The sequence below is a fragment of the Micromonospora sp. CPCC 205561 genome, assembly GCF_036906775.1.
GTDB lineage: Bacteria > Actinomycetota > Actinomycetes > Mycobacteriales > Micromonosporaceae > Micromonospora.
Map to the genome: position 1 here is coordinate 25,304 of NZ_JBAKHV010000030.1, position 20,167 is coordinate 45,470.

At 71.7% G+C, this 20,167-nt stretch carries 13 protein-coding genes; 10 read left to right on the top strand and 3 right to left on the bottom strand.

All coding sequences use genetic code 11. From position 1 onward, the window contains the following. The first annotated feature begins 67 nt into the window (after positions 1-67). From V6V16_RS17130 to V6V16_RS17160, 7 genes are all read left to right on the top strand, one after another. Positions 68-1,606, top strand: a complete 1,539-nt coding sequence (locus V6V16_RS17130) for a sugar ABC transporter ATP-binding protein (protein ID WP_334563252.1) — start codon at positions 68-70, stop codon at positions 1,604-1,606. Further along, on the top strand, positions 1,603-2,670 hold the full coding sequence (locus V6V16_RS17135; protein WP_334563254.1) for an ABC transporter permease: 1,068 nt from the start codon (positions 1,603-1,605) through the stop codon (positions 2,668-2,670). The genes V6V16_RS17130 and V6V16_RS17135 overlap by 4 nt, the downstream gene beginning before the upstream one ends. Next, entirely contained in the window at positions 2,667-3,659 is a 993-nt protein-coding gene (yjfF, locus tag V6V16_RS17140; protein ID WP_334563257.1) for a galactofuranose ABC transporter, permease protein YjfF, read from the top strand. The genes V6V16_RS17135 and yjfF overlap by 4 nt, the downstream gene beginning before the upstream one ends. Before the next feature lie 26 nt (positions 3,660-3,685). Then, positions 3,686-5,188 carry an L-arabinose isomerase gene (araA, locus tag V6V16_RS17145; protein WP_334563258.1) on the top strand — a complete coding sequence of 501 codons (1,503 nt, stop codon included), beginning with the start codon at positions 3,686-3,688 and terminating at the stop codon, positions 5,186-5,188. A 339-nt stretch (positions 5,189-5,527) separates the two neighbouring features. Further along, the gene (locus V6V16_RS17150; protein ID WP_334563260.1) at positions 5,528-6,517 is read left to right on the top strand and encodes a LacI family DNA-binding transcriptional regulator; all 990 of its coding nucleotides are present in this window, start codon (positions 5,528-5,530) and stop codon (positions 6,515-6,517) included. A 370-nt stretch (positions 6,518-6,887) separates the two neighbouring features. Continuing rightward, on the top strand, positions 6,888-8,363 hold the full coding sequence (locus tag V6V16_RS17155) for a family 43 glycosylhydrolase (protein ID WP_334563263.1): 1,476 nt from the start codon (positions 6,888-6,890) through the stop codon (positions 8,361-8,363). Positions 8,364-8,504: 141 nt separating this feature from the next. After that, on the top strand, positions 8,505-9,914 hold the full coding sequence (locus tag V6V16_RS17160; RefSeq protein ID WP_334563312.1) for a family 43 glycosylhydrolase: 1,410 nt from the start codon (positions 8,505-8,507) through the stop codon (positions 9,912-9,914). Positions 9,915-10,019: 105 nt separating this feature from the next. On the opposite strand, the gene V6V16_RS17165 is transcribed toward V6V16_RS17160, so the two are convergent. Beyond that, positions 10,020-12,767, bottom strand: coding sequence for a beta-L-arabinofuranosidase domain-containing protein (locus V6V16_RS17165; protein WP_334563265.1), 2,748 nt, complete (start codon positions 12,765-12,767; stop codon positions 10,020-10,022). Positions 12,768-12,848: 81 nt separating this feature from the next. Beyond that, on the bottom strand, positions 12,849-14,234 hold the full coding sequence (locus V6V16_RS17170; RefSeq protein WP_334563266.1) for a glycoside hydrolase family 43 protein: 1,386 nt from the start codon (positions 14,232-14,234) through the stop codon (positions 12,849-12,851). A gap of 843 nt (positions 14,235-15,077) precedes the next feature. On the opposite strand from V6V16_RS17170, the gene V6V16_RS17175 reads away from it, so the two are divergent. The 3 genes from V6V16_RS17175 (at position 15,078) to V6V16_RS17185 (ending at position 19,263) form a co-directional block, all read left to right on the top strand. Further along, positions 15,078-16,664 (top strand): pectate lyase family protein, encoded by a 1,587-nt coding sequence (locus V6V16_RS17175; RefSeq protein WP_334563268.1) that lies wholly within the window; start codon positions 15,078-15,080, stop codon positions 16,662-16,664. Positions 16,665-17,116: 452 nt separating this feature from the next. Beyond that, positions 17,117-18,064 carry an SRPBCC family protein gene (locus V6V16_RS17180; protein WP_334563270.1) on the top strand — a complete coding sequence of 316 codons (948 nt, stop codon included), beginning with the start codon at positions 17,117-17,119 and terminating at the stop codon, positions 18,062-18,064. 26 nt (positions 18,065-18,090) lie between these two features. Then, the gene (locus tag V6V16_RS17185; RefSeq protein ID WP_334563272.1) at positions 18,091-19,263 is read left to right on the top strand and encodes a zinc-dependent alcohol dehydrogenase; all 1,173 of its coding nucleotides are present in this window, start codon (positions 18,091-18,093) and stop codon (positions 19,261-19,263) included. Positions 19,264-19,343: 80 nt separating this feature from the next. Here the strand turns inward: V6V16_RS17185 and V6V16_RS17190 are convergent, their stop codons facing one another. Further along, complete coding sequence (locus V6V16_RS17190) at positions 19,344-20,162, bottom strand: hypothetical protein (protein WP_334563274.1); 819 nt, start codon at positions 20,160-20,162, stop codon at positions 19,344-19,346. Positions 20,163-20,167: the final 5 nt, after the last annotated feature.

Genomic DNA, 20,167 nt, shown 5'->3' on the forward strand with positions numbered 1-20,167 from the left:
TCGGACGACGACCCCGACACGTCGCTCGCTCGTTTTTACCGACACCATCCAGAAGAGGTCCGATGGGATGACGGGTAGCCGTCCGGTCCTGACCATGACCGGGATCAGCAAGACCTTCCCCGGGGTACGCGCCCTGCACGACGTCGACTTCCGGCTCTTCCCCGGCGAGGTCCACGCCCTGATGGGCGAGAACGGTGCCGGCAAGTCGACCCTGATCAAGGTGCTGACCGGGGTCTACGGAACCGACGAGGGCACGATCACCCTCGACGGTGAGCAGGTCGCCTTCCGCGGCCCGATGCAGGCCGCCGCGTCCGGCGTGAGCACCGTCTACCAGGAGGTCAACCTCTGCACCAACCTGTCGGTGGCGGAGAACGTCTTCATCGGCCGGGAACCCCGCCGTCTCGGCGCGATCCGCTGGGGCGAGATGCGCCGACGGGCACGCCAACTCCTGGCCCGGCTGGACCTCGACATCGACGTGACCGCCCAGCTCGGAACGTACTCGCTGGCCGTGCAGCAGATGGTCGCCATCGCCCGGGCGATCGACGTGCGTGCCCGCGTGCTGGTCCTGGACGAACCGACGTCCAGCCTGGACGCCGGCGAGGTCGCGCAGCTGTTCCGGGTAATGCGGCAGCTGCGCGACGAGGGCATCGCCATCCTCTTCGTGACGCACTTCCTCGACCAGGTCTACGGCATCGCCGACCGCATCACGGTGCTGCGCAACGGCACCCTGGTCGGCGAGTACCGGACCGAGGAGCTGCCGCAGTTCAGTCTCGTCGAGAAGATGATCGGCAAGGAACTCGACGTGCTGGAGCGGCTCGACGAGCAGCAGAAGCGGGTCGGCTCCACTCCGGCCGGCGCGACCCCACTGGTGGACACGGCGGAACTCGGGCGCAAGGGCGCGGTCGCCGCGTTCAGCCTGCGCGTGCACGCCGGTGAGGTGGTCGGCCTGGCCGGCCTGCTCGGCTCCGGCAGGACCGAGGTGGCCCGGCTCCTGTTCGGCGCCGACCGCGCCGACCAGGGCCAGGTCCGCGTCGACGGCGGCAGGACGGCGCTGCGCAACCCGGTCCAGGCCATCGACCACGGCTTCGGGTTCTGCTCGGAGAACCGCCGCGCGGAAGGCATCGTGCCCGATCTCTCCGTGCGCGAGAACATGATGCTGGCGATGCAGGCCGCCCGTGGCTGGCTGCGGCCGATTCCCCGCCGCCGGCAGGACGAGCTGGTCGAGAAGTACATGAAGGCGCTCAGCATCCGGCCGGCGGATCCCGACCTGCCGGTGCGCAACCTCTCCGGCGGCAACCAGCAGAAGGTCCTCCTGGCCCGCTGGCTCATCACCGAGCCGCGGCTGCTGATCCTCGACGAGCCCACCCGCGGCATCGACGTCGGCGCCAAGGCCGAGATCCAGAAGCTGGTGGTGGAACTCTCCGACGGCGGCATGGCGGTGCTGTTCATCTCCGCCGAACTGGAGGAGGTGCTCCGGCTGAGCCACCGGGTCGCCGTGATGCGCGACCGCGCGATGGTCGCCCAGCTCACCAACGACGACACCCTCGACGCCGACCGGGTGATGCAGACCATCGCCAGCGGAACCCACGAGGAGGTGAACCGATGAGCGCCCGCACCGACCGCCTCCGTCCGCTGACCGGCCACCGGCTGTTCTGGCCCGCCCTCGTGCTCGTGGCCATGATCGCCGCCAACACGGTCTACCGGCCCGGCTTCCTCTCGGTGGAGGTGAAGGAAGGTCACCTGTACGGCACCCCGGTCGACATCCTCCGGCTGAGCGCGCCGCTGATCCTCGTCGCGCTCGGCATGACCCTCGTGATCGCCACCGGCGGCATCGACCTCTCCGTCGGCTCGCTCTGCGCCATCAGCGGCGCCATCGCCTGCCTCTACATCAGCGAGGCCCCCGACCAGAACAGCCTCTCCACCGTGTGTACGGCGCTCGCGCTGACCTTCGGCGTCGCGCTCGTGCTCGGCGCCTGGAACGGGGTGCTGGTCGCCGTCATCGGCATCCAGCCCATCATCGCCACGCTGATCCTGATGGTGGCCGGACGCGGGCTCGCCCAGCTGATCACCGAGGGCCAGATCATCACGATCAACTCCGGCCCGTACCGGGCGATCGGGCTCGGGCACGTGTTGACGCTGCCCCTGGCCGTCGTCATCGCCCTCGCGGCGGCCCTGCTGGTCGCCGCGTTCACCCGCCGCACCGCCCTCGGCCTGATCGTCGAGTCCGTCGGCGGCAACGCCGAGGCCAGCCGGCTGGCCGGCATCCGCTCCGGCCGGATCGTCTTCCTGGTCTACGTCGCCAGCGCCGCCTGTGCCGCGCTCGCCGGGTTCATGATGACCGCCAACGTCTCCAGCGCCGACGGCAACGCCGCCGGCCTGTGGATCGAACTGGACGCGATCCTCGCGGTGGTCATCGGCGGCACGTCCCTCGCCGGCGGCCGGTTCTCGCTCGGCGGCACCGTCCTCGGCGCGCTGATCATCCAGACCCTCACCACCACGGTGTACGCCATGAACATCTCGCCGCAGACGTCGCTGTTGTTCAAGGCGGTCGTCGTCATCGCCGTCTGCCTCATCCAGTCACCGGCGTTCCGGGCCAGGTTCAGCCGTCGGCGTGGGAGCACGGCGAGGCCCGCGCCGAAGCAGCGGGAGAAGGAGCAGGTGCCGGCATGAGCAGCACGTCGTTGACCACCGGCCGCGCCTGGCGCCCCACGCTGGCGCGGCGGCACGTCCCCGTCCTGGCCACCCTCGCCCTGCTGCTGGTGATGTACGCCGTCGGCGTCTCCCAGTACCGCGCGTTCTCCAACGTCCAGGTCGTCTTCAACGTCCTCATCGACAACGGCTTCCTGCTGGTCGTCGCGGTCGGGATGACCTTCGTGATCCTCACCGGCGGCATCGACCTGTCGGTCGGGGCGGTGGTCGCCATGACCGCGATGGTGTCGGCCTCCCTGCTCCAGGGCGGGACGCCCGCCGCCCTGGTGCTCGTCGTCGCCCTGCTGATCGGCCCGACGCTCGGGTTCCTCATGGGCTGCGCGATCCACTTCTTCGACATCCAGCCGTTCATCGCCACCCTCGCGGGCATGTTCTTCGCCCGGGGCATGTGCACGTTCATCAGCGACGCGTCCATCCCCATCACCGACGGGTTCTGGACCACCATGTCGCAGGAGCGCATCGGCGACCCGCGCGGCAACTTCGTGTCGATCAGCGTGCTGATCGCGTTCGCGGTGGTGCTCGTCGCGGCGTACGTGCTCACGTACACCCGCTTCGGCCGCAACGTGTACGCGATCGGCGGCAACCCGCAGTCGGCGCTGCTGATGGGCCTGCCGGTGGGACGCACCCGGATCGCCGTGTACACGGTCAGCGGGCTCTGTTCGGCCGTCGGCGGCATCCTGCTGTCGTTCTACACCCTGTCCGGCGCGCCCCTGATCGCCATCGGCATGGAACTGGACGTGATCGCGGCCGTCGTCATCGGCGGCACCGTGCTCACCGGCGGGTCGGGCTACGTGTTCGGCACCGTGCTCGGCGTGCTGGTCCTGGGCGTGATCCAGACCCTGATCACGTTCGACGGCAGCCTCAACTCCTGGTGGACCAGGATCGTCATCGGCGGGCTGCTCTTCGCCTTCATCCTGCTCCAACGCCTCATCGGCATCCGCTTCAAGTGACCGCCCTTCTCGCGGAAGGCAATTCCATGGCAACGCACGCTGAACCCGAGGTCTGGTTCCTCACCGGGAGCCAGGGCCTGTACGGCGAGGACACCCTCCGGCAGGTCGCCGACCAGTCCCGGCAGATCGCCGCGCAGCTCGACGCCTCTCCCGGCATTCCCGTCCGGGTGGTCTGGAAGCCGGTCCTCACCTCCAGCGCCGACATCCTCACGGCGTGCCGGGACGCCGCCGTGCAGGGCGCGGTCGGGGTGATCGCCTGGATGCACACCTTTTCGCCGGCCAAGATGTGGATCTCCGGCCTGGACGCCCTGCGGACACCGCTGCTGCACCTGCACACCCAGGCCAACGTCCTGCTGCCCTGGGACGACATCGACATGGACTTCATGAACCTCAACCAGGCCGCCCACGGCGACCGCGAGTTCGGCTACATCCAGACCCGCCTCGGCGTCGCCCGCAAGACCGTCGCCGGGCACGTCAGCGACCCACGGGTGACCGCCCGGATCGGCTCCTGGGCCCGCGCCGCCCTCGGCTACTCGGCGATGCGCTCGCTGCGGCTGGCCCGCTTCGGCGACAACATGCGCGACGTGGCCGTGACCGAGGGCGACAAGGTCGAGGCGGAGCTGCGCTTCGGCGTCTCGGTCAACACCTACGGGGTCAACGACCTGGTCACGGTCGTCGACCAGGTGACCGGGGCGCAGGTCGACGACCTGGTCAAGGAGTACGAAGACAGCTACCGGACCGACCCGCGGCTACGGCCCGGCGGTGCCCGGCACGACGCCCTGCGCTACGCCGCGCGCCTGGAGCTGGGGCTGCGCACCTTCCTCGACGAGGGCGGCTTCCGGGCCTTCACCACGAACTTCGAGGACCTCGGCGGCCTGCGCCAACTGCCCGGCATCGCCGTGCAACGGCTGATGGCCGACGGCTACGGCTTCGGCGGCGAGGGCGACTGGAAGACCTCCGTCCTGGTCCACACCCTCAAGGCGATGGCGGTCGGCGTCGAGGGGGGCACCTCCTTCATGGAGGACTACACCTATGACCTCACCCCGGGCGAGGAGCTCGTCCTCGGCGCCCACATGCTCGAGGTGTGCCCGACGATCGCGGGAGACACGCCGACCGTCGAGATCCACCCGCTGAGCATCGGTGGTCGGGAGGACCCGGTGCGGCTGGTGTTCGACGCCGCGCCCGGCCCGGCGGTGGTGCTCGGCATGGCGGACATGGGCGACCGCTTCCGCCTGGTGGCCAACGAGGTCGACGTGGTGACGCCGCCGCACCCGCTGCGGAAGCTGCCGGTGGCCCGCGCCGTGTGGCGGCCCCGCCCGCACCTGGCCGGTTCGGCGGAGGCGTGGATCACCGCCGGCGCGCCCCACCACACCGTCCTGTCCCAGGCGGTGGGCGTGGACGAGCTGCACGACCTGGCCGAGATGACCCGCACCGAGCTGGTGGTCATCGACGCCGACACCGAGCCGCGTCGCTTCGCCAACGAGATCCGGTGGAACCAGGCGTACCACCGCCTCGCCCGGGGGTTCTGACCGTCCCGTTCGCGTGGACGCCGGTCCGGGGTTCCCACCGGAGCGGGCGAGCGCCGGCGGAGGGTGTCCCGCCGGCCGCGCACCTGCCGGAGGATCCGCCGCGTGCCCACCCCGGCCCCGCGGCCGCCTCCGGTGTGGCAGGTCGCGGGCGGTGTCCGCCCGGTGGTGCGCGGCGGCTGACGTAGACTGGCCGCGATCCGGCGTCGGCCAGCGGGGCACCTCCGTGGCGGCTGCGAGAGCGACGTCGTGCCCAACCGGGCCGATCCAGCCGACGCCGACCGGGCGCGGCCGTCGACGGGGCCGGTGGGGAAGGGTGAGGTGGCGGTGCGCGCTCCTGCGATGACGGATGTGGCGCGCCTCGCCGGCGTCTCCCACCAGACGGTGTCGCGGGTCCTGAACGGTCATCCCAACGTACGCGAGCAGACCCGCCTGCGGGTCCAGGCCGCGATCGCCGAACTCGGCTACCGCCCCAACCGGGCCGCCCGGGCGCTGGTCACCGGCCGGTCCCAGGTGATCGGCGTGGTCGCGCAGAACACCACCCTCTACGGCCCGGCGTCCCTGCTCGCGGCCCTCGAACAGACGGCCGCCGAGGCGGGGTTCGCCGTCAGCGTCGGCAGCGTGCGCGACCTCGACCACCAGTCGATCTCGGCGGCGGTCGAGCGGCACCTCGCGCACCGGGTCGCCGGCATCGTGGTGATCGCGCCGGTCGAGTCGGCGGGGGAGGCCCTCGAACGGCTCCCCAAAGACGTTCCGCTGGTCACGGTCGACGGCGATCCGCGCAGTCCGGTGCCCCTGGTGACGGTCGATCAGGTCGCGGGCGCCCGGGCCGCCACGCAGCACCTCCTCGATGCCGGGCACCGGACGGTGTGGCACGTCTCCGGGCCGTCGGACTGGTTCGACAGCGCGGGCCGGATCGACGGGTGGCGGGAGACCCTGCGGGCGGCCGGCGCCGAGGTGCCGCCGCTGCTGCCGGCGGACTGGTCGGCGGCGGCCGGGTACCGGTGCGGGCAGATGCTGGCCCGGATGCCCGAGGTCACGGCCGTCTTCACCGCCAACGACCACCTGGCGCTCGGGGTGCTGCGGGCCTTGCACGAGCATGGCCTGCGGGTACCGGACGACATCAGCGTGGTCGGCTTCGACGACGTGCCGGAGGCGGCCTACTTCATTCCGCCGCTGACCACGGTGCGACCCGACTTCGCCGCGGTCGCCCGCGCGAGCCTCGACCTGCTGCTGGCCCAGCTGGAGACGGACGCCGCCGGCCCCCTGCGGCGGACCATCGCACCCTCGCTGGTCGCCCGCCGCAGCGTCGCCGCCCCACCACGGCGCTGATCGACGGCGGCCTTGCCGCCCGGATCGCCGACGCTGTCGGGATCCTCCGCCCGTGCTTGTGAGCGATCACACCGTTCGGTCGAGCCGGTCCGGCGAGCCGTCCGCCCGGCCGGTTCGTCCGGGTGGCTTCGTCGCGGTAGATCACCCTGCCGATCCGGGAGGCGCGGCAGACTGAAGTTCGAGAGACCTCTTGACAGACGTCGATGTTAACGCAAACATTGCCTTGTTTCGCGCAGGTAAACGCCGTCGCATGTGTCTCGGTTCGCCCGTGCTCCCCTCCGGACGAGCCGCCGGCCGCCACGCCGCGGCGTCGTCACGCTGGTGTCGCGACCCGCTCGTCCGGCGTCGGCCCGACCAACGGAGGAACTCGGTGGAACTGGCGGACGAGATGCGGTGGTGGCGCGGCTGGCGGTGGTTGTCGGCTGCGGTGGTGGCGGTGGCGACGCTGGCGGCTTCGGGTGCGCTGGTGGGGTTGCCGTCGGCGTGGGCGGCGGTGGTCGACCCGCAGGCGACGTACGTGTTCGTGAATCGGCACAGCGGCAAGGCGATGGATGTCTTCGACTGGTCGACGGCTGATGGCGCGCCGGTGAATCAGTGGGCGCGTAACGATCTGGCGGTGCAGCAGTGGCAGTTCGTGGACGCGGGCGGTGGTTTCTACAAGGTTCGTTCGCGGCACAGTGGGAAGGTGCTGGACCTGCCGGACGCGGCGGATGGTGGGCGGTTGGTGCAGCGGGGCGACGGTGGGGTGGCGTCGCAGCAGTTCCGGTTGCAGGATTCGGCGGGCGGGTTCGTGCGGTTCGTGAACCGGGCCAGTGGCAAGGTCATCGACGGGTGGGACTGGTCCACGGCCGATGGCGCGATGCTGGCCGGCTACCGGGATCTCGACGGCGCCAACCAGCAGTGGCAGCTCGTCCGCCTCGGCGGCGAACCGCCCACGACCGCGCCGCCGACCGGCACGCCCCCGGCGTCCTATCCACAGCCCGGCAGGGTGTCCGGCGACATCGGCGTGCACGATCCGACGGTGGTCAAGCGGCCCGGGGGCGGCTACCTCGTCGCCCACACCGGCACCGACATCGCGCTGAAGACCTCCACCGACCGGGTCACCTTCCGCAACGCCGGCTCGGTCTTCCCCGGCGGAGCGCCGTGGACCACCACCTACACCGGCGGTGCGCGTAACCTCTGGGCGCCCGACCTGTCGTACCACGACGGCCGCTACCACCTGTACTACTCGGCGTCGACCTTCGGCTCGAACCGGTCGGCCATCTTCCTGGCCACCAGCACCACCGGCGCGTCGGGCAGCTGGACGAACCAGGGCCTGGTCGTCGAGTCACGCACCACCGACACCTTCAACGCCATCGACCCGAACCTGGTCGTCGACGACCAGGGCCGCTGGTGGCTGAGCTTCGGCTCGTTCTGGTCCGGCATCAGGATGATCGAGCTGGACCCGACCACCGGGCGCCGGCTGGGTACCGCGATGCACAGCCTCGCCAGCTACGGGCCCGGGATCGAGGCACCCGTCATCGTCAAACGCGGCGCCTGGTACTACCTGTACGTCTCGTTCGACCGCTGCTGCCAGGGTGCCAGCAGCACCTACCGCGTGATGGTCGGCCGCTCCGCCGTGGTGACCGGGCCGTTCGTCGACCGCGCCGGCCGCGACATGCGCTCCGGCGGCGGCACGCAGCTCCTGGCCTCGCACGGCGCAGTCCACGGCCCCGGACACCAGGCCGTGCTCGCCGACACCGACGGCGACCACCTCTTCTACCACTACTACGCCGACAACGGCGCGTCGCTGCTCGGCATCAACCGGATCGGGTATGACGCGGCCGGCTGGCCCTACCTCTACTGACCGGCGGTCGCCCAACCTCACGGAGGACAGATGCAACCATCCCCACCGCCCAAGCCCCGCGACCGTGTCACCCGCCGCCCCGTCGACGGGCAGCGCACCGGCCGTCGTGCCCCACGGTGCCTGCGGTCACTCCTGACCGTCATGTCGGTGCTGCTCGTCGTGTCGGCGGGCCTGCCGCCGGCCGAGCCGGCGCTCGCCGCACCGGCGGTGAACTACACCAACCCGCTGGCGAACCAGCGGGCCGACCCGCACATCGTCAAGCACACCGACGGCTACTACTACATGACCGCCACGGTGCCGCAGTACGACCGGATCGTGCTGCGCCGGGCCACCACGCTGCAAGGGCTGGCGACGGCGGCGGAGACGACGATCTGGCACCGGCACACCACCGGGGAGATGGGCGCCCACATCTGGGCGCCGGAGATCCACTTCATCAACAACCGGTGGTACGTCTACTTCGCCGCCGGCCGGACCGACGACGTGTGGCGGATCCGGATGTATGTGCTGGAGAACGCGAGCCCGAACCCGCTGACCGGCTCGTGGACCGAACGCGGGCGGATCACGACCCCGTGGGACACCTTCAGCCTGGACGCCTCGACCTTCGTGGCCAACGGCGTGCGCTATCTGACCTGGGCGCAGCAGGAGCCCGGCATCTCCACCAACTCCAACGTCTACCTCGCCCGGATGGGCAGCAATCCGTGGCAGATCACGGGCCCGGTGACCCGGCTCGTCGTGCCGACGTACGACTGGGAGACCCGCGGCTACCGGGTCGCCGAGGGCCCGGCCGTCATCCAGCGCAACGGCCGGCTCTTCCTGACCTACTCGGCCAGCGCCACGGACGCCAACTACTGCCTCGGCATGCTGAGCGCCTCGGCCACGGCGAACCTGCTCGACGCCGCCTCCTGGCGCAAGAGCCCGACCCCGGTGTTCGCCAGCAACGCGGCCACCGGGCAGTACGGTCCCGGCCACAACTCGTTCACCGTCTCGGAGGACGGGCAGAGCGACATCCTGGTCTACCACGACCGCAACTACCGCGACATCGTCGGCGACCCGCTCGACGACCCGAACCGGCGGACCAGGATCCAGAAGGTCTACTGGAACGCCGACGGCACCCCGAATTTCGGCATTCCGGTGCCGGACGGCGCCACACCGGTCCGGTTGCGCTCGCACGACCTGAGCACCAGCTACATCCGGCACTACGACCACCGGGCCCGCGTCGAGCCGAACGTGACCGTGCTGGCCGACTCGCAGTTCCGCATCGTCACCGGGCTCGCCGGTGCCGGCACCGTGTCGCTGGAGTCGACCAACTTCCCGGGTCACTACCTGCGCCACCGTGACTTCGGCCTCTACGTGGAGCGGGACGACGGCTCGGCCCTCTTCCGCGGCGACGCGAGCTTCCACCGCCGGGCCGGCCTGGCCGCCGGCGCCGGGATCTCCCTGGAGGCGCAGAACTTCCCGGGCCGCTACGTGCGCCACCGGGATGGCCTGCTCCAGTTGGAGGCGGTGAGTTCGACCGCCGAGCGTGCCTCCGCCACCTTCCACCTGGAGTAGCCGCCCAGGGCGGACGGCGTCCGGTGGGAGCAGCGGGTCGGCCGGGTGGCCGACCCGCTGCGCCGGTTGCGGCCGGGTGCGGGCCGGCGGCCCGCACCCGGCCGGTCAGATGAAGCGCCAGCGTTGGTCGGCGGCACCGCTGTCCGCGGCGAGGACGACCTGCGCGCCCTGGCTGCCGGAGCCGCCGCTGACGCCGAGGACCCGGCCACCGTTGGCGCACTGGACGCGGAAGTAGCCGTTGCCGCCGTGGCGCAGCCGCCACCGGTGGTCGGTCGTACCGTTGTCGGCCCACTGGACGATCCGGGCCCCGGCCGTGCCGACGCCGCCCTCGACGCCGAGCACCTTGCCGCTGTGCGCGTTGCGCAGCCGCAGGTAGCCGCCGGTGTCGACGATCGCGGTCCAGAGGTGGTCGGCGGTGCCGCTGTCGCCCCACTGGATGACGAGCCCGCCGTCGGCGGTGGACATGTTCTGTACGCCGAGCACCAGCCCGCTGGCCAGGTTCTGGATGCGGCGGCTGCCGTTCGGCACGAACCGCCACTGGTTGTCCGGGCTGCCGTTGTCCGGGTCCTGCACCGCCGGGGCGCCCTGCGCGGTGGAGCCACCGGAGATGCCGAGCAGCTTGCCGGTGTGCACGTTGCGCAGCTTGTGACCGCCGTCGCCCACGTCGACGACCGTCCAGAGGTGGTCGGCGGTGCCGTTGTCCGCCCACTGGAGGACGCGCGCGCCGTCGGCGGTGGACATGTTCTCCACGCCGAGCACCTTGCCGCTGTGGACGTTGCGCAGCCGGATCGCCGACCCGTCGACCAGGATCTGCCAGTCGTGGTCCGCGGTGCCGGTGTCGCCCCACTGCAGGGCGGGTCCGCCGTCGGCCGTGGACATGTCCTGGATGCCGAGCACGAGCCCGCTGGCCGCGTTGGCCAGGCGGAAGCTCGCCCCGCCACCGCCACCGCCGGTCCTCCAGTACACGGTGTAGTTGTGTCCGTGGGCGTCGTGGAACGGCCCGAGGCCGACGGTGGTGCCGTCGGCGACGGCGGTGAACGCCAGGGTGTCGCCGCCGGTCCGCCGGATCGAGCCGGTGTCCAGCGAGGGAAGCCCGGCCAGGGTGGTGTTGCCGTAGTTGCCGGCCAGCACCACCGGGCCGTACGTGATCGCCTGCACGGCCGTGTCGTCGTTGGCGGCCACCATGGCGACCCGCATCGGCAGCCGGATCGTGACCACGTCGCCGGAGGTCCAGGCGCGGGTCAGGGCGGCGTAGCCGCCCGGCGTCGGGGAGACGATCTGCGGCGTGCCGTTGACACTGACGGTCGCCCCGCTCGTCCACGCCGGGATCCGGATCCGCATCGTCCAGGTGCCGGCCGCGGAGCCGGTGACGGTCAGGGTGGTGGTGTCGCTGACCGGGTACGAGGTGGCCTGGGTGACGGTGATCCCGCGGCTCGTCCAGTTGAGCACCGAGGGCATGAACAGGTTCACCGTCAACGTGGTGCCGTCGCGGAAGTAGATGGAGTCCATCAGGGTGGTGTTGGTCTCCAGGCCGGTGCCCTGGCAGCACCAGAAGGAGTGGTAGTCGGTGCTCCAGGTGCCGCCGCCCCAGGCCGGGCCCACGCCGCGCCGTCCGCCCGGGTTGAGCGGCGTGAAGTAGGTGACGTGGCCGTGGCCGTCTGCCGGGTTCTGCTGGCCGATCATGTGGTTGAGCAGGGCCCGTTCGTAGAAGTCGAAGTACGCGGCCCGGTTCGGCTCCAGCGTCCACAGCTCCCTGGTCAGCTTGAGCATGTTGTACGTGTTGCACGCCTCGCAGGTGTCGGTACGCAGGTATCCGGCGATGGCGTCGGGGGCCCGGAAGTGTTCCGCCTGGCTGTTGCCGCCGATCACGTAGGTGTGCGCGTCGACGGTGATGTTCCACGCGTTGGTGGCGATGTCCCGGTAGCGGGTCGTGCCGGTGGCCTTGAACTCCCGGGCGGCGCCGATCCACTTCGGCACCTGCGTGTTCGCGTGCAGCCCGTTGAGCTGGTCGGAGTTGGCGGCGAGCGGGTTGAACACGGCGCTGTGGTCGAACCGCTGGGCGACGGTGAGCCACCGGACGGTGCCGGTCTGCTGGTACAGGTCGGTCAGTACGGCGTTCATGCCGCCGAACTCGGTGCCCAGCATGGCCTGTGTCTGCGTCGCGGTGAGCCGGCTGGTGCGCAGGTCGACCCAGCCGGCGAGCGCCAGCAGCACGTCGCGGGCCTGCGTACTGCCGATGAGGCGCCACACGTCGAGCAGGCCGGCGAGGGTCTTGTGGACGCAGTAGTACGGCACGTTGCCGTTGCTCAGCGTCCGGGCTTCGAGGGCGGCGAAGTCGGACTCCGGGAACCCGGACAGGTATCCGGCGTTGAAGCCGGCCGCACCGTTGTTCGCCTGACACTTCGCCAGCTCGGCGACCATGTGCTCGGCCTTGTTCCGGCAGGCGGTGTCGCCGAGCACCGCCCAGGCGTGCGCCCAGGCGGTGAGGAAGTGCCCCTGCACGTGGGTGCGGAACGGAAACGTCGGCGCGTCCCAGCCGCCGGTCGCGGCGGCGCCGGCGGTGGAGATGCGGTGATTGGCGCGGAAGTTGTAGAGCAGCCGGTCGACGTCGACGAACCGCAGGTAGTTCAGGGTGCGGTTCTGGTTGTCCAGCCAGCGGCTGGCGGTCAGCCGGACCTGGCCGGGCTCGAACGGGTGGGCGGAGACGCCGATGTCGGGCCGGACCGGCGGGAGCGCGGCGCTGGCGGCGCTCCCGGCGGCGAGGGACCCGACGGCGGAGCCGGCTACGGAGGCGACGGCTGTCGCGCCGGCGGTTCGCAGGAGTAGTCGACGGTTCAGCGGGGGGACGGGCATCACGGTCTCCTAGCTGGGGGGATGGCCTCCGGTCGGGGACGGACCGGACGAGTCGGCGGGACCGGTCGCGCCGCCGGGACGTCAGGAGGTGATCCGGAAGGTGGCGTCCTGCCGGTCGGTGACGGCGGAGGACGCGCTCAGCGGGTCGATGCGCAGCAGGTAGCCGGCGTGGCGCAGGTAGCGGTCCGGGTAGTTGTGCGAGCGGAAGGACGTCCACGACGGGTCGGCGAGCCCGGCGGTTCGGTGGAAGGTGGCGTCGGCCCGGAAGGTCGCGGTGTTGTCGTTCGGGTCCAGGCGGAGCGCGTAGCCGCTGTGGCGCAGGTAGTTGCCGGGGCGGTTCACCGATTCGAAGGACACCCCGCCGGCGTCGGCGAGGCCGGGGACCAGCCGCCACATCTGGTCCTGGTACGGGTCGAACGGGTACGCGTCGATCCGGGCCACGCCGTCGAGGTGCCGTACGAAGCGGTCCGGGAAGTTGGACGACTTCAGCCGCACCCAGTTCGGCGCTCCCCACCGGCTGAGCAGGCCGGCGTACTCGGCCTCGGTGACGCCCAGGACCGAGCCGTGCTTCGAGTTCAGTGGCGGGCAGTAGTCACGCTGGTGGAGCACCGACCACGAGTTGCCGCCGAGGTTGCCGGTCGACCACAGGTAGAAGTCGTTGTTGACCGGGCTGAACGAGTCTCCCCACAGCCACCAGCCGGCGCCGTCGTTGCGTTTGACCAGGTGCGCTCCCTCGATGGCGTTGCCCTGGCGCAGGCCGCCGGTGTAGGTGGTGAAGCTCTGCGGGGCGCCCGTGCTCGATCGGGCGCCGTACAGGTTTCCGTCAGCGAGGTTCTTGTAGTAGAGGTAGGTCAGACCGCCGTCGACGTGGATGTCCGCGTCGAGTACCGGGTACCCGGGGCTGAAGTAGGTCTGTGGGGCGCTCACGGTGCGAAAGTCGCTCGTGTAGTTCACCAGGAACAGGTCCGTGGTGGTGTCGGCCGAGTAGACGATGCCGTACTGGCCGCGCCCGGCGTCCCAGAAGACGGTCGGCGCCCAGGTGTGCGCGTTGTACGTGTGCATCCGGAGTCGGCGGTAGCCGGTGAAGCTGGTCAGGTTCGCGGAGTCCCAGACGTGCAGGTACTGGCTCTTCAGGCCGAAGTCGGTGCCGTGCAGGTCCGTGGCGACGACGACGAAGGTGCCGTCGAGCTTGCGGTGGACGAACGGGTCCCGCAGGCCGAGGGTGCCGGCGGTGGGGGTGGCGACCGGGTTGTTCTGGTTCAGTGGGCTCCAGTGCAGACCGTCCCGGCTCACCGCGAGGTGCAGGCCGTAGTCGGCTCCCTGGAACTGCGGCGACTCGGTGAAGTAGGCCTTGACGTACCCGCTGTAGGTCGCGGCCGGGGCCGCCCGGGCGGGGAGCGTCAGCCCGCTGGCGGCGGCGCCGGCCGCCACCGCGCCCAGGGTGAAGGCTCGTCGGGTCAGGAGCATCTTATTGACCTCTCTCGATGACGGTGGTTCGCCGAAGGCGATGAGGTGGCGGCGCGGCGCGGTCGGGGCCTTGGCGGTGGTGCGCTAGGTGACGCCCGCCCGGCGGCTCCGGGCGGAATGGCCGGCGTCGATCGGCTTATGCAGGAGCGTCGATGTTATCGCTAACATAGCCGGCGTCGGTCTGGGTCGCAAGGTTCTCGACTCCGGCGCGGCGCGCGGCGGTCGGCCCGGCGCCGTCGGCGGCGCGGCGGATCGGGTGGGGTCGGGTGGCCTGCTCGCCCTCGCCCCGGCGCCGGTGGCGCGCGTCCGCCGGTGCCCGGCGTGGGGAGGGCTCGGCTGGTCCGGCCGCCCAGCCCCGGCGCCTGGCGCGGCCTTCGGATCTTCGCGGACACCGCACCGCAATCCGGGCACGTCCTTGCGTGGTGATAGACGTCTCCCTATGCTCGCTCTTGGAAAGCGCTTTCCACGAAGACGAAGCGTCCTGACGAGGGCCGACCCGTCACCGCGTCCCGTGGTGACGGTCCGCGCGAGTCATCGCCGGCCGGACGGGTTCGGGTCCCCTGCGGGACCGTCCGGCGGGGCGGCACGTCCGGGGCCGGCGCGCACGACCGCGTCCGGGCGCCGGGACGCGCCGGGGCGGCGGCCGCGCGCCGACGCAGTGGGCGCCGTCGGCCGGGGCGCGGCGACGGCGCCGTCATTGGAGAAGGAGCACCACGTCGGGGTCGACCGGCACCCGGGCGGCCCGGGGACGGGCCGCCGCGAGGGGCCGCCGGGGCGACCGCGGTGTGTGACGACCGCAGCACCACCACCACCACCACGCAGTAGCAGACGAAGGTAGGCGAGATGAGACGACCAGGCGCACTGAGACTCCAGGCCGCGCTGGCCACGATGGCCGTCGGGGCCGTGATCGGCGTGGCGCTGCAGGTGCCGCAGGCCTCGGCGGCGGCCGGCGGCGCGAGCGGCTACGCGACCCTCAACGGCGGGACCACCGGCGGCGCGGGCGGGCAGACGGTACGGGCCAGCACGGGGACCGCGATCCACGCGGCCCTGTGCGGCCGGGCCAGCAGCAGCACCCCGATCGTCATCGAGGTCCAGGGCACCATCAACCACGGCAACACCAGCAAGGTGTCGGGCACGAGCTGCAACACCGCCGACGGCGTGATCGAGCTCAAGCAGATCAGCAACGTCACGATCATCGGCGTCGGCACCGGAGCCGTCTTCGACCAGCTGGGCATCCACATCCGCGAGGCCAGCAACATCGTCATCCGGAACGTGACCATCCGCAACGTCAAGAAGTCGGGCTCTCCGACCTCCAACGGCGGCGACGCCATCAGCATGGAGAGCGACGTCCGCAACGTCTGGGTCGACCACACGACCCTGGAGGCCTCGGGTGGGGAGTCGGAGGGCTTCGACGGCCTCTTCGACATGAAGGACAACACCCAGTACGTGACGCTGTCCTACAGCATCCTGCGCAACTCCGGCCGGGGCGGCCTCATCGGGTCCAGTGAGAGCGACCGCTCGAACGGCTTCGTCACCTTCCACCACAACCTGTACGAGAACATCGATTCGCGTACGCCCCTGCTGCGCGGCGGCATCGCGCACATCTACAACAACACGTACGTGAACCTGCACGAGTCCGGCATCAACTCCCGGGCCGGGGCCAGGGCCAAGGTGGAGAACAACCACTTCAAGGACTCCAAGGACGTGCTGGGCACGTTCTACACCAGCGAGGCCGGCTACTGGCAGGTCGCCGGCAACATCTTCGACAACGTGACCTGGTCCAGCCCCGGCACCGACACCAACCCCGCCGGGCCCAACCCGCAGTCCAACACCAGCGTCAGCATCCCGTACTCCTACCGCCTCGACGGGGCAGCCTGCGTGCCGGACATCGTCCGCCAGACGGCGGGTGCGAACAAGGGCCTGCAGGAGTCGAACGGCAACTGCTCGCCGCAGACCCCGGCGCCGACCACCCCGGGACCCGGGCCGACCGGCCCGACCCCGGGACCGACCGGCAGCCCCACCCCGGGGCCGACCGGCAGCCCCACCCCCGGGCCGACGCAGCCCGGCGGGACCAACCTCAGCCTCGGTGCCGGCTCCGACGGCTCCAGCAAGGCCAGCGGGACGAGCTACGGAAACGTCCGCGACGGCAACCTGGGCACGCACTGGTCGCCGGCCGGTCCGACCGGTGTCATCTCCATCAAGTGGGGTTCCGCCACCCGGGTGTCCAGGGTCGTCATCCGGGAGGCTCCGGGATCCGCCGGCGCCATCGGCTCGTGGCAGCTCGTCAACCACGACACCGGTGCCGTCCTGGTCTCCGGCAGCGGGGCGGGTGCCGTGACCTTCCCCGCGTCCTCGCTTACCAAGATCACCTACAGGATCACCGGCTCGACCGGTACGCCGAAGGTCGCGGAGTTCGAGACCTACGCGTAGCGGCGCGGCCCGCCGCCCGGTCCGGGGCGGCGGCCGGCCCGACCGCCCGGTGCCGGGGCCGTGGCCGCCGTCACAGGGTGACCGCCGGGAACGAGGGCCGGGGCCGTCGGCATGACGGCTCCGGCCCTCCGCCGTCCGCCCGGACCCGACGTCCCGGATCGTCCGCGGGCGCGGCCGACCGACGCTGACGCCCGCCCGGTTGCCGTCAGGCGCGCCGGGCGCGCCGGCGCGGGGAGCAACGTCCGGCCCGGGTCCCGTCCGGCCCGGGGTCCGTCCCCGGACCGGCCGCCGGTCGGCTTGGACCCCGGCACGCCCGATCCGGCGCTGTCTCGCCGGGTTCTGTCTGGATTCGGGGTTCATGCGGCGATCGGCGGGCATAGCGTCAGGCGTGGCGGCTCCCGCCGCCGGGCCGCCCCCCGAGGGCGGTCAGGACGACCTGACGGTGGTGCGACGTGGACGATACCGATCCGACGATGCTGGATCAGCGGGAACGACGTGGCCAGGGGCTGCCCCGAGTGCTGGGCGTGGTGAGCCTCGCCCTCGGCGCGGGCGGGCTGCTCGCCCCGCGTACGGTGGCCCGGCTCTCCGGTGTGGACGACTCACCCGTCGCGTGCACGGTGATCCGGGCCGTGGGGGCCCGCGAACTCGGCCACGCGGCGGGACTGCTCGGCGGCCGTCGGCCGGCCGGTTGGACGTGGACCCGGGTCGCCGGGGACGCCGTCGACCTGGCCGTGCTCGGGCGGGCGCTGGCCGACCGGCGCGGCGAGCGTCGCCGCCGGGTCGCCGTCACCACCGCCGTGATCGGCGGGATCGCGGCCGTCGACCTCTTCGCCGCCGTTCGCGCCGGCCAGGCCCGCCGTGCCCGTGGGCGGGTCATCGACATGGAACTCGCGGTCACCGTGAACCGGTCCCCGACCGAGGCGTACCGGTTCTGGCGCGACCTGGAGAACCTGCCCACGTTCATGTCCCACCTGGAGTCGGTGCGCGCCGAGGACCTGCGCCGCTCGCACTGGACGGCGCGGGGGCCGGCCGGACGCCGGATCGAGTGGGACGCGGAGATCGTCGACGACCAGCCGAACCGGTCGATCGCCTGGCGCTCGCTGCCCGGCACCCGGGTGCCCAACGCCGGCCGGGTCCGGTTCGTGCCCGCGCCCGGCGACCGGGGGACCGAGGTCCGGGTGCGGCTGCGGTACGCACCCCCGGCCGGCGCGCTCGGCCGGGCCGTGGCGAAGCTCTTCGGCGAGGAACCCGAGCAGCAGGTCCGCGACGACCTGCGCCGGTTCAAGCAGGTGGTGGAGACCGGTGAGGTGGTCCGCTCCGAGGGCAGCCCGGACGGCATCTCACTGCGCCAGCAGGTCATGCAGCGACCCGCGCAGCCGCTGCCGATCGCCCACCGCTGACCGCCCACCACCCGAGAGGAGAGACGATGAAGGCCACCGCCTGGATGGGCAAGGACAGCGTCAAGGTCGTCGACGTGCCCGACCCGACCATCATGAACGCCCGCGACGCGATCGTGCGGATCACCTCGACCGCGATCTGCGGCTCCGACCTGCACCTCTACCACGGCTACATCCCCGCGATGCGCAAGGGCGACATCCTCGGCCACGAGTTCATGGGCGAGGTGGTGGAGGTCGGCCCGCAGGTGCGCAACCTGCGCCCCGGCGACCGGGTCGTGGTGCCGTTCCCGATCGCCTGTGGGCACTGCTCGGCCTGCCAGCGCGGGCTCTACTCGGTCTGTGAGAACTCCAACCCCAACGCCGGGGTGGCCGAGAAGATCATGGGTCACTCGCCCGCCGGCATCTTCGGCTACTCCCACCTGCTCGGCGGCTACGCCGGCGGCCAGGCCGAGTACGCCCGGGTGCCGTTCGCCGACGTGGGGCCGATCAAGGTGCCGGAGGAGGTGCCGGACGACCAGGCGGTGATGCTCGCCGACGTGTTCCCCACCGGCTACATGGGCGCGGAGATGTGCGACATCAAGCCGGGCGACGTGATCGCCGTCTGGGGCGCCGGCCCGGTCGGGCTGCTCGCCGCCGCCAGCGCCCGGATGCTCGGCGCGGAGCGGGTGATCGTCATCGACCGGTACCCGTACCGGCTGCGGCTGGCCGAGGAGCACGCCGGCGCGGAGACCCTCAACTACGAGGACACCGACGTGCTCGACGCGCTCAACGAGATGACCGCCGGCCGGGGGCCGGACGCCTGCATCGACGCGGTCGGGCTGGAGGGGCACCACGGCAACACCGCCGTGTACGCGTACGACCGGGCGAAGCAGGCCACCCGTACCGAGACCGAACGGCCCTTCGCGCTGCGCCAGGCGATCCTGGCCTGCCGCAGCGGCGGCGTGGTCTCGGTGGTGGGCGCGTACGGCGGGTTCGTCGACAAGTTCCCGATGGGCGCGTTCATGAACCGGTCGTTGATCATGCGTACGGGCCAGTGTCACGTCCAGCGCTACACCCGCCCGCTGCTCGAGCGCATCCAGCGCGGCGAGATCGACCCCAGCTTCATCGTCAGCCACCGGATGCCGCTGAAGGACGCGGCCAAGGGCTACAAGATCTTCCAGAAGAAGCAGGACGAGTGCACCAAGGTCGTGCTCAAGGTCTGAGCCGGCCGGGGCCCGGCTTGACCGGCCGACGCCGGGGGACGGCGGGTGACCGCCGTCCCCCGGCGCGTCCCGGGCAAGGGTCAGGCCCAGGGGGCGGTGGGGTACCAGGGAATGATCTCGCGGCGGGCGAGCAGCCGCACGTCCCAGTAGAGGAACGTAAAGGCGCCCGCGACGATGAACGCGACCGCGGTCAGCGTCGCCAGGCGGCCCGGCCGGGCGCTGAACCAGCGTTGCAGGCGGGAACCGGCGAGCCAGGAGAGCAGCAGGAAGAGCACCGCCATGATGACGATGTTCCCGAGCGACTGGAGGGTGAACGCCGCCGCGCCGTAGAGCGGGTTGCCGCTCTCGGCGGCGTCGCGGAACATCTGCCGGAACAGCGCGAAGGGGCGACCGATCAGGAAACCGGCGATCAGCGCGCCCATGAAGACCATCGGGGCGTTGGGGAACCGGCGGGCGACGCGGGCGAACGGGTCCGGCACGACGCCGAGCGCGGCCAGGCCGAGATAGATCATGATGAGCCCGATCACGCCGAACACCACCATGGACTGGATGCTCCTCGGCGACAGCCCGCCGGGCGTGTTCGGCGCGGTGGAGAACTGCGGCATCGACGTGCCGACGACCCCGACGACCGCCCCGTAGGCGGCCGACACCGCGACCATGCCGGCCGACATCCAGCCCAGCGGCTTCAGCGGGGCGACGAACCGGCTGAGGCGGCTCCCCGCGGTGCCCGTGAGCGGGGCGAGGGCGCCGAAGGCGGCGATGTTGCAGGCGGTGAAGGTGCCCGCGACGCCGGAGACGAACGCGAACAGGACACCGGCCGCCACGCCCTGGATGGGCGTCTCCTTCGCGTCGTGCCCGAGCAGCGTGTCGGCGACGTTGTCGCCGATGGTCTGGTCCACGAACT

Excerpts from the sequence above, each read along its gene's own strand:
- V6V16_RS17130 (WP_334563252.1), top strand. The coding sequence starts at position 68 with ATGACGGGTAGCCGTCCGGTCCTGACCATGACCGGGATCAGCAAGACC.
- V6V16_RS17135 (WP_334563254.1), top strand. The coding sequence starts at position 1,603 with ATGAGCGCCCGCACCGACCGCCTCCGTCCGCTGACCGGCCACCGGCTG.
- yjfF (WP_334563257.1), top strand. The coding sequence starts at position 2,667 with ATGAGCAGCACGTCGTTGACCACCGGCCGCGCCTGGCGCCCCACGCTG.
- araA (WP_334563258.1), top strand. The coding sequence starts at position 3,686 with ATGGCAACGCACGCTGAACCCGAGGTCTGGTTCCTCACCGGGAGCCAG.
- V6V16_RS17150 (WP_334563260.1), top strand. The coding sequence starts at position 5,528 with ATGACGGATGTGGCGCGCCTCGCCGGCGTCTCCCACCAGACGGTGTCG.
- V6V16_RS17160 (WP_334563312.1), top strand. The coding sequence starts at position 8,505 with ATGTCGGTGCTGCTCGTCGTGTCGGCGGGCCTGCCGCCGGCCGAGCCG.
- V6V16_RS17165 (WP_334563265.1), bottom strand. The coding sequence starts at position 12,767 with ATGCCCGTCCCCCCGCTGAACCGTCGACTACTCCTGCGAACCGCCGGC.
- V6V16_RS17170 (WP_334563266.1), bottom strand. The coding sequence starts at position 14,234 with ATGCTCCTGACCCGACGAGCCTTCACCCTGGGCGCGGTGGCGGCCGGC.
- V6V16_RS17175 (WP_334563268.1), top strand. The coding sequence starts at position 15,078 with ATGAGACGACCAGGCGCACTGAGACTCCAGGCCGCGCTGGCCACGATG.
- V6V16_RS17185 (WP_334563272.1), top strand. The coding sequence starts at position 18,091 with ATGAAGGCCACCGCCTGGATGGGCAAGGACAGCGTCAAGGTCGTCGAC.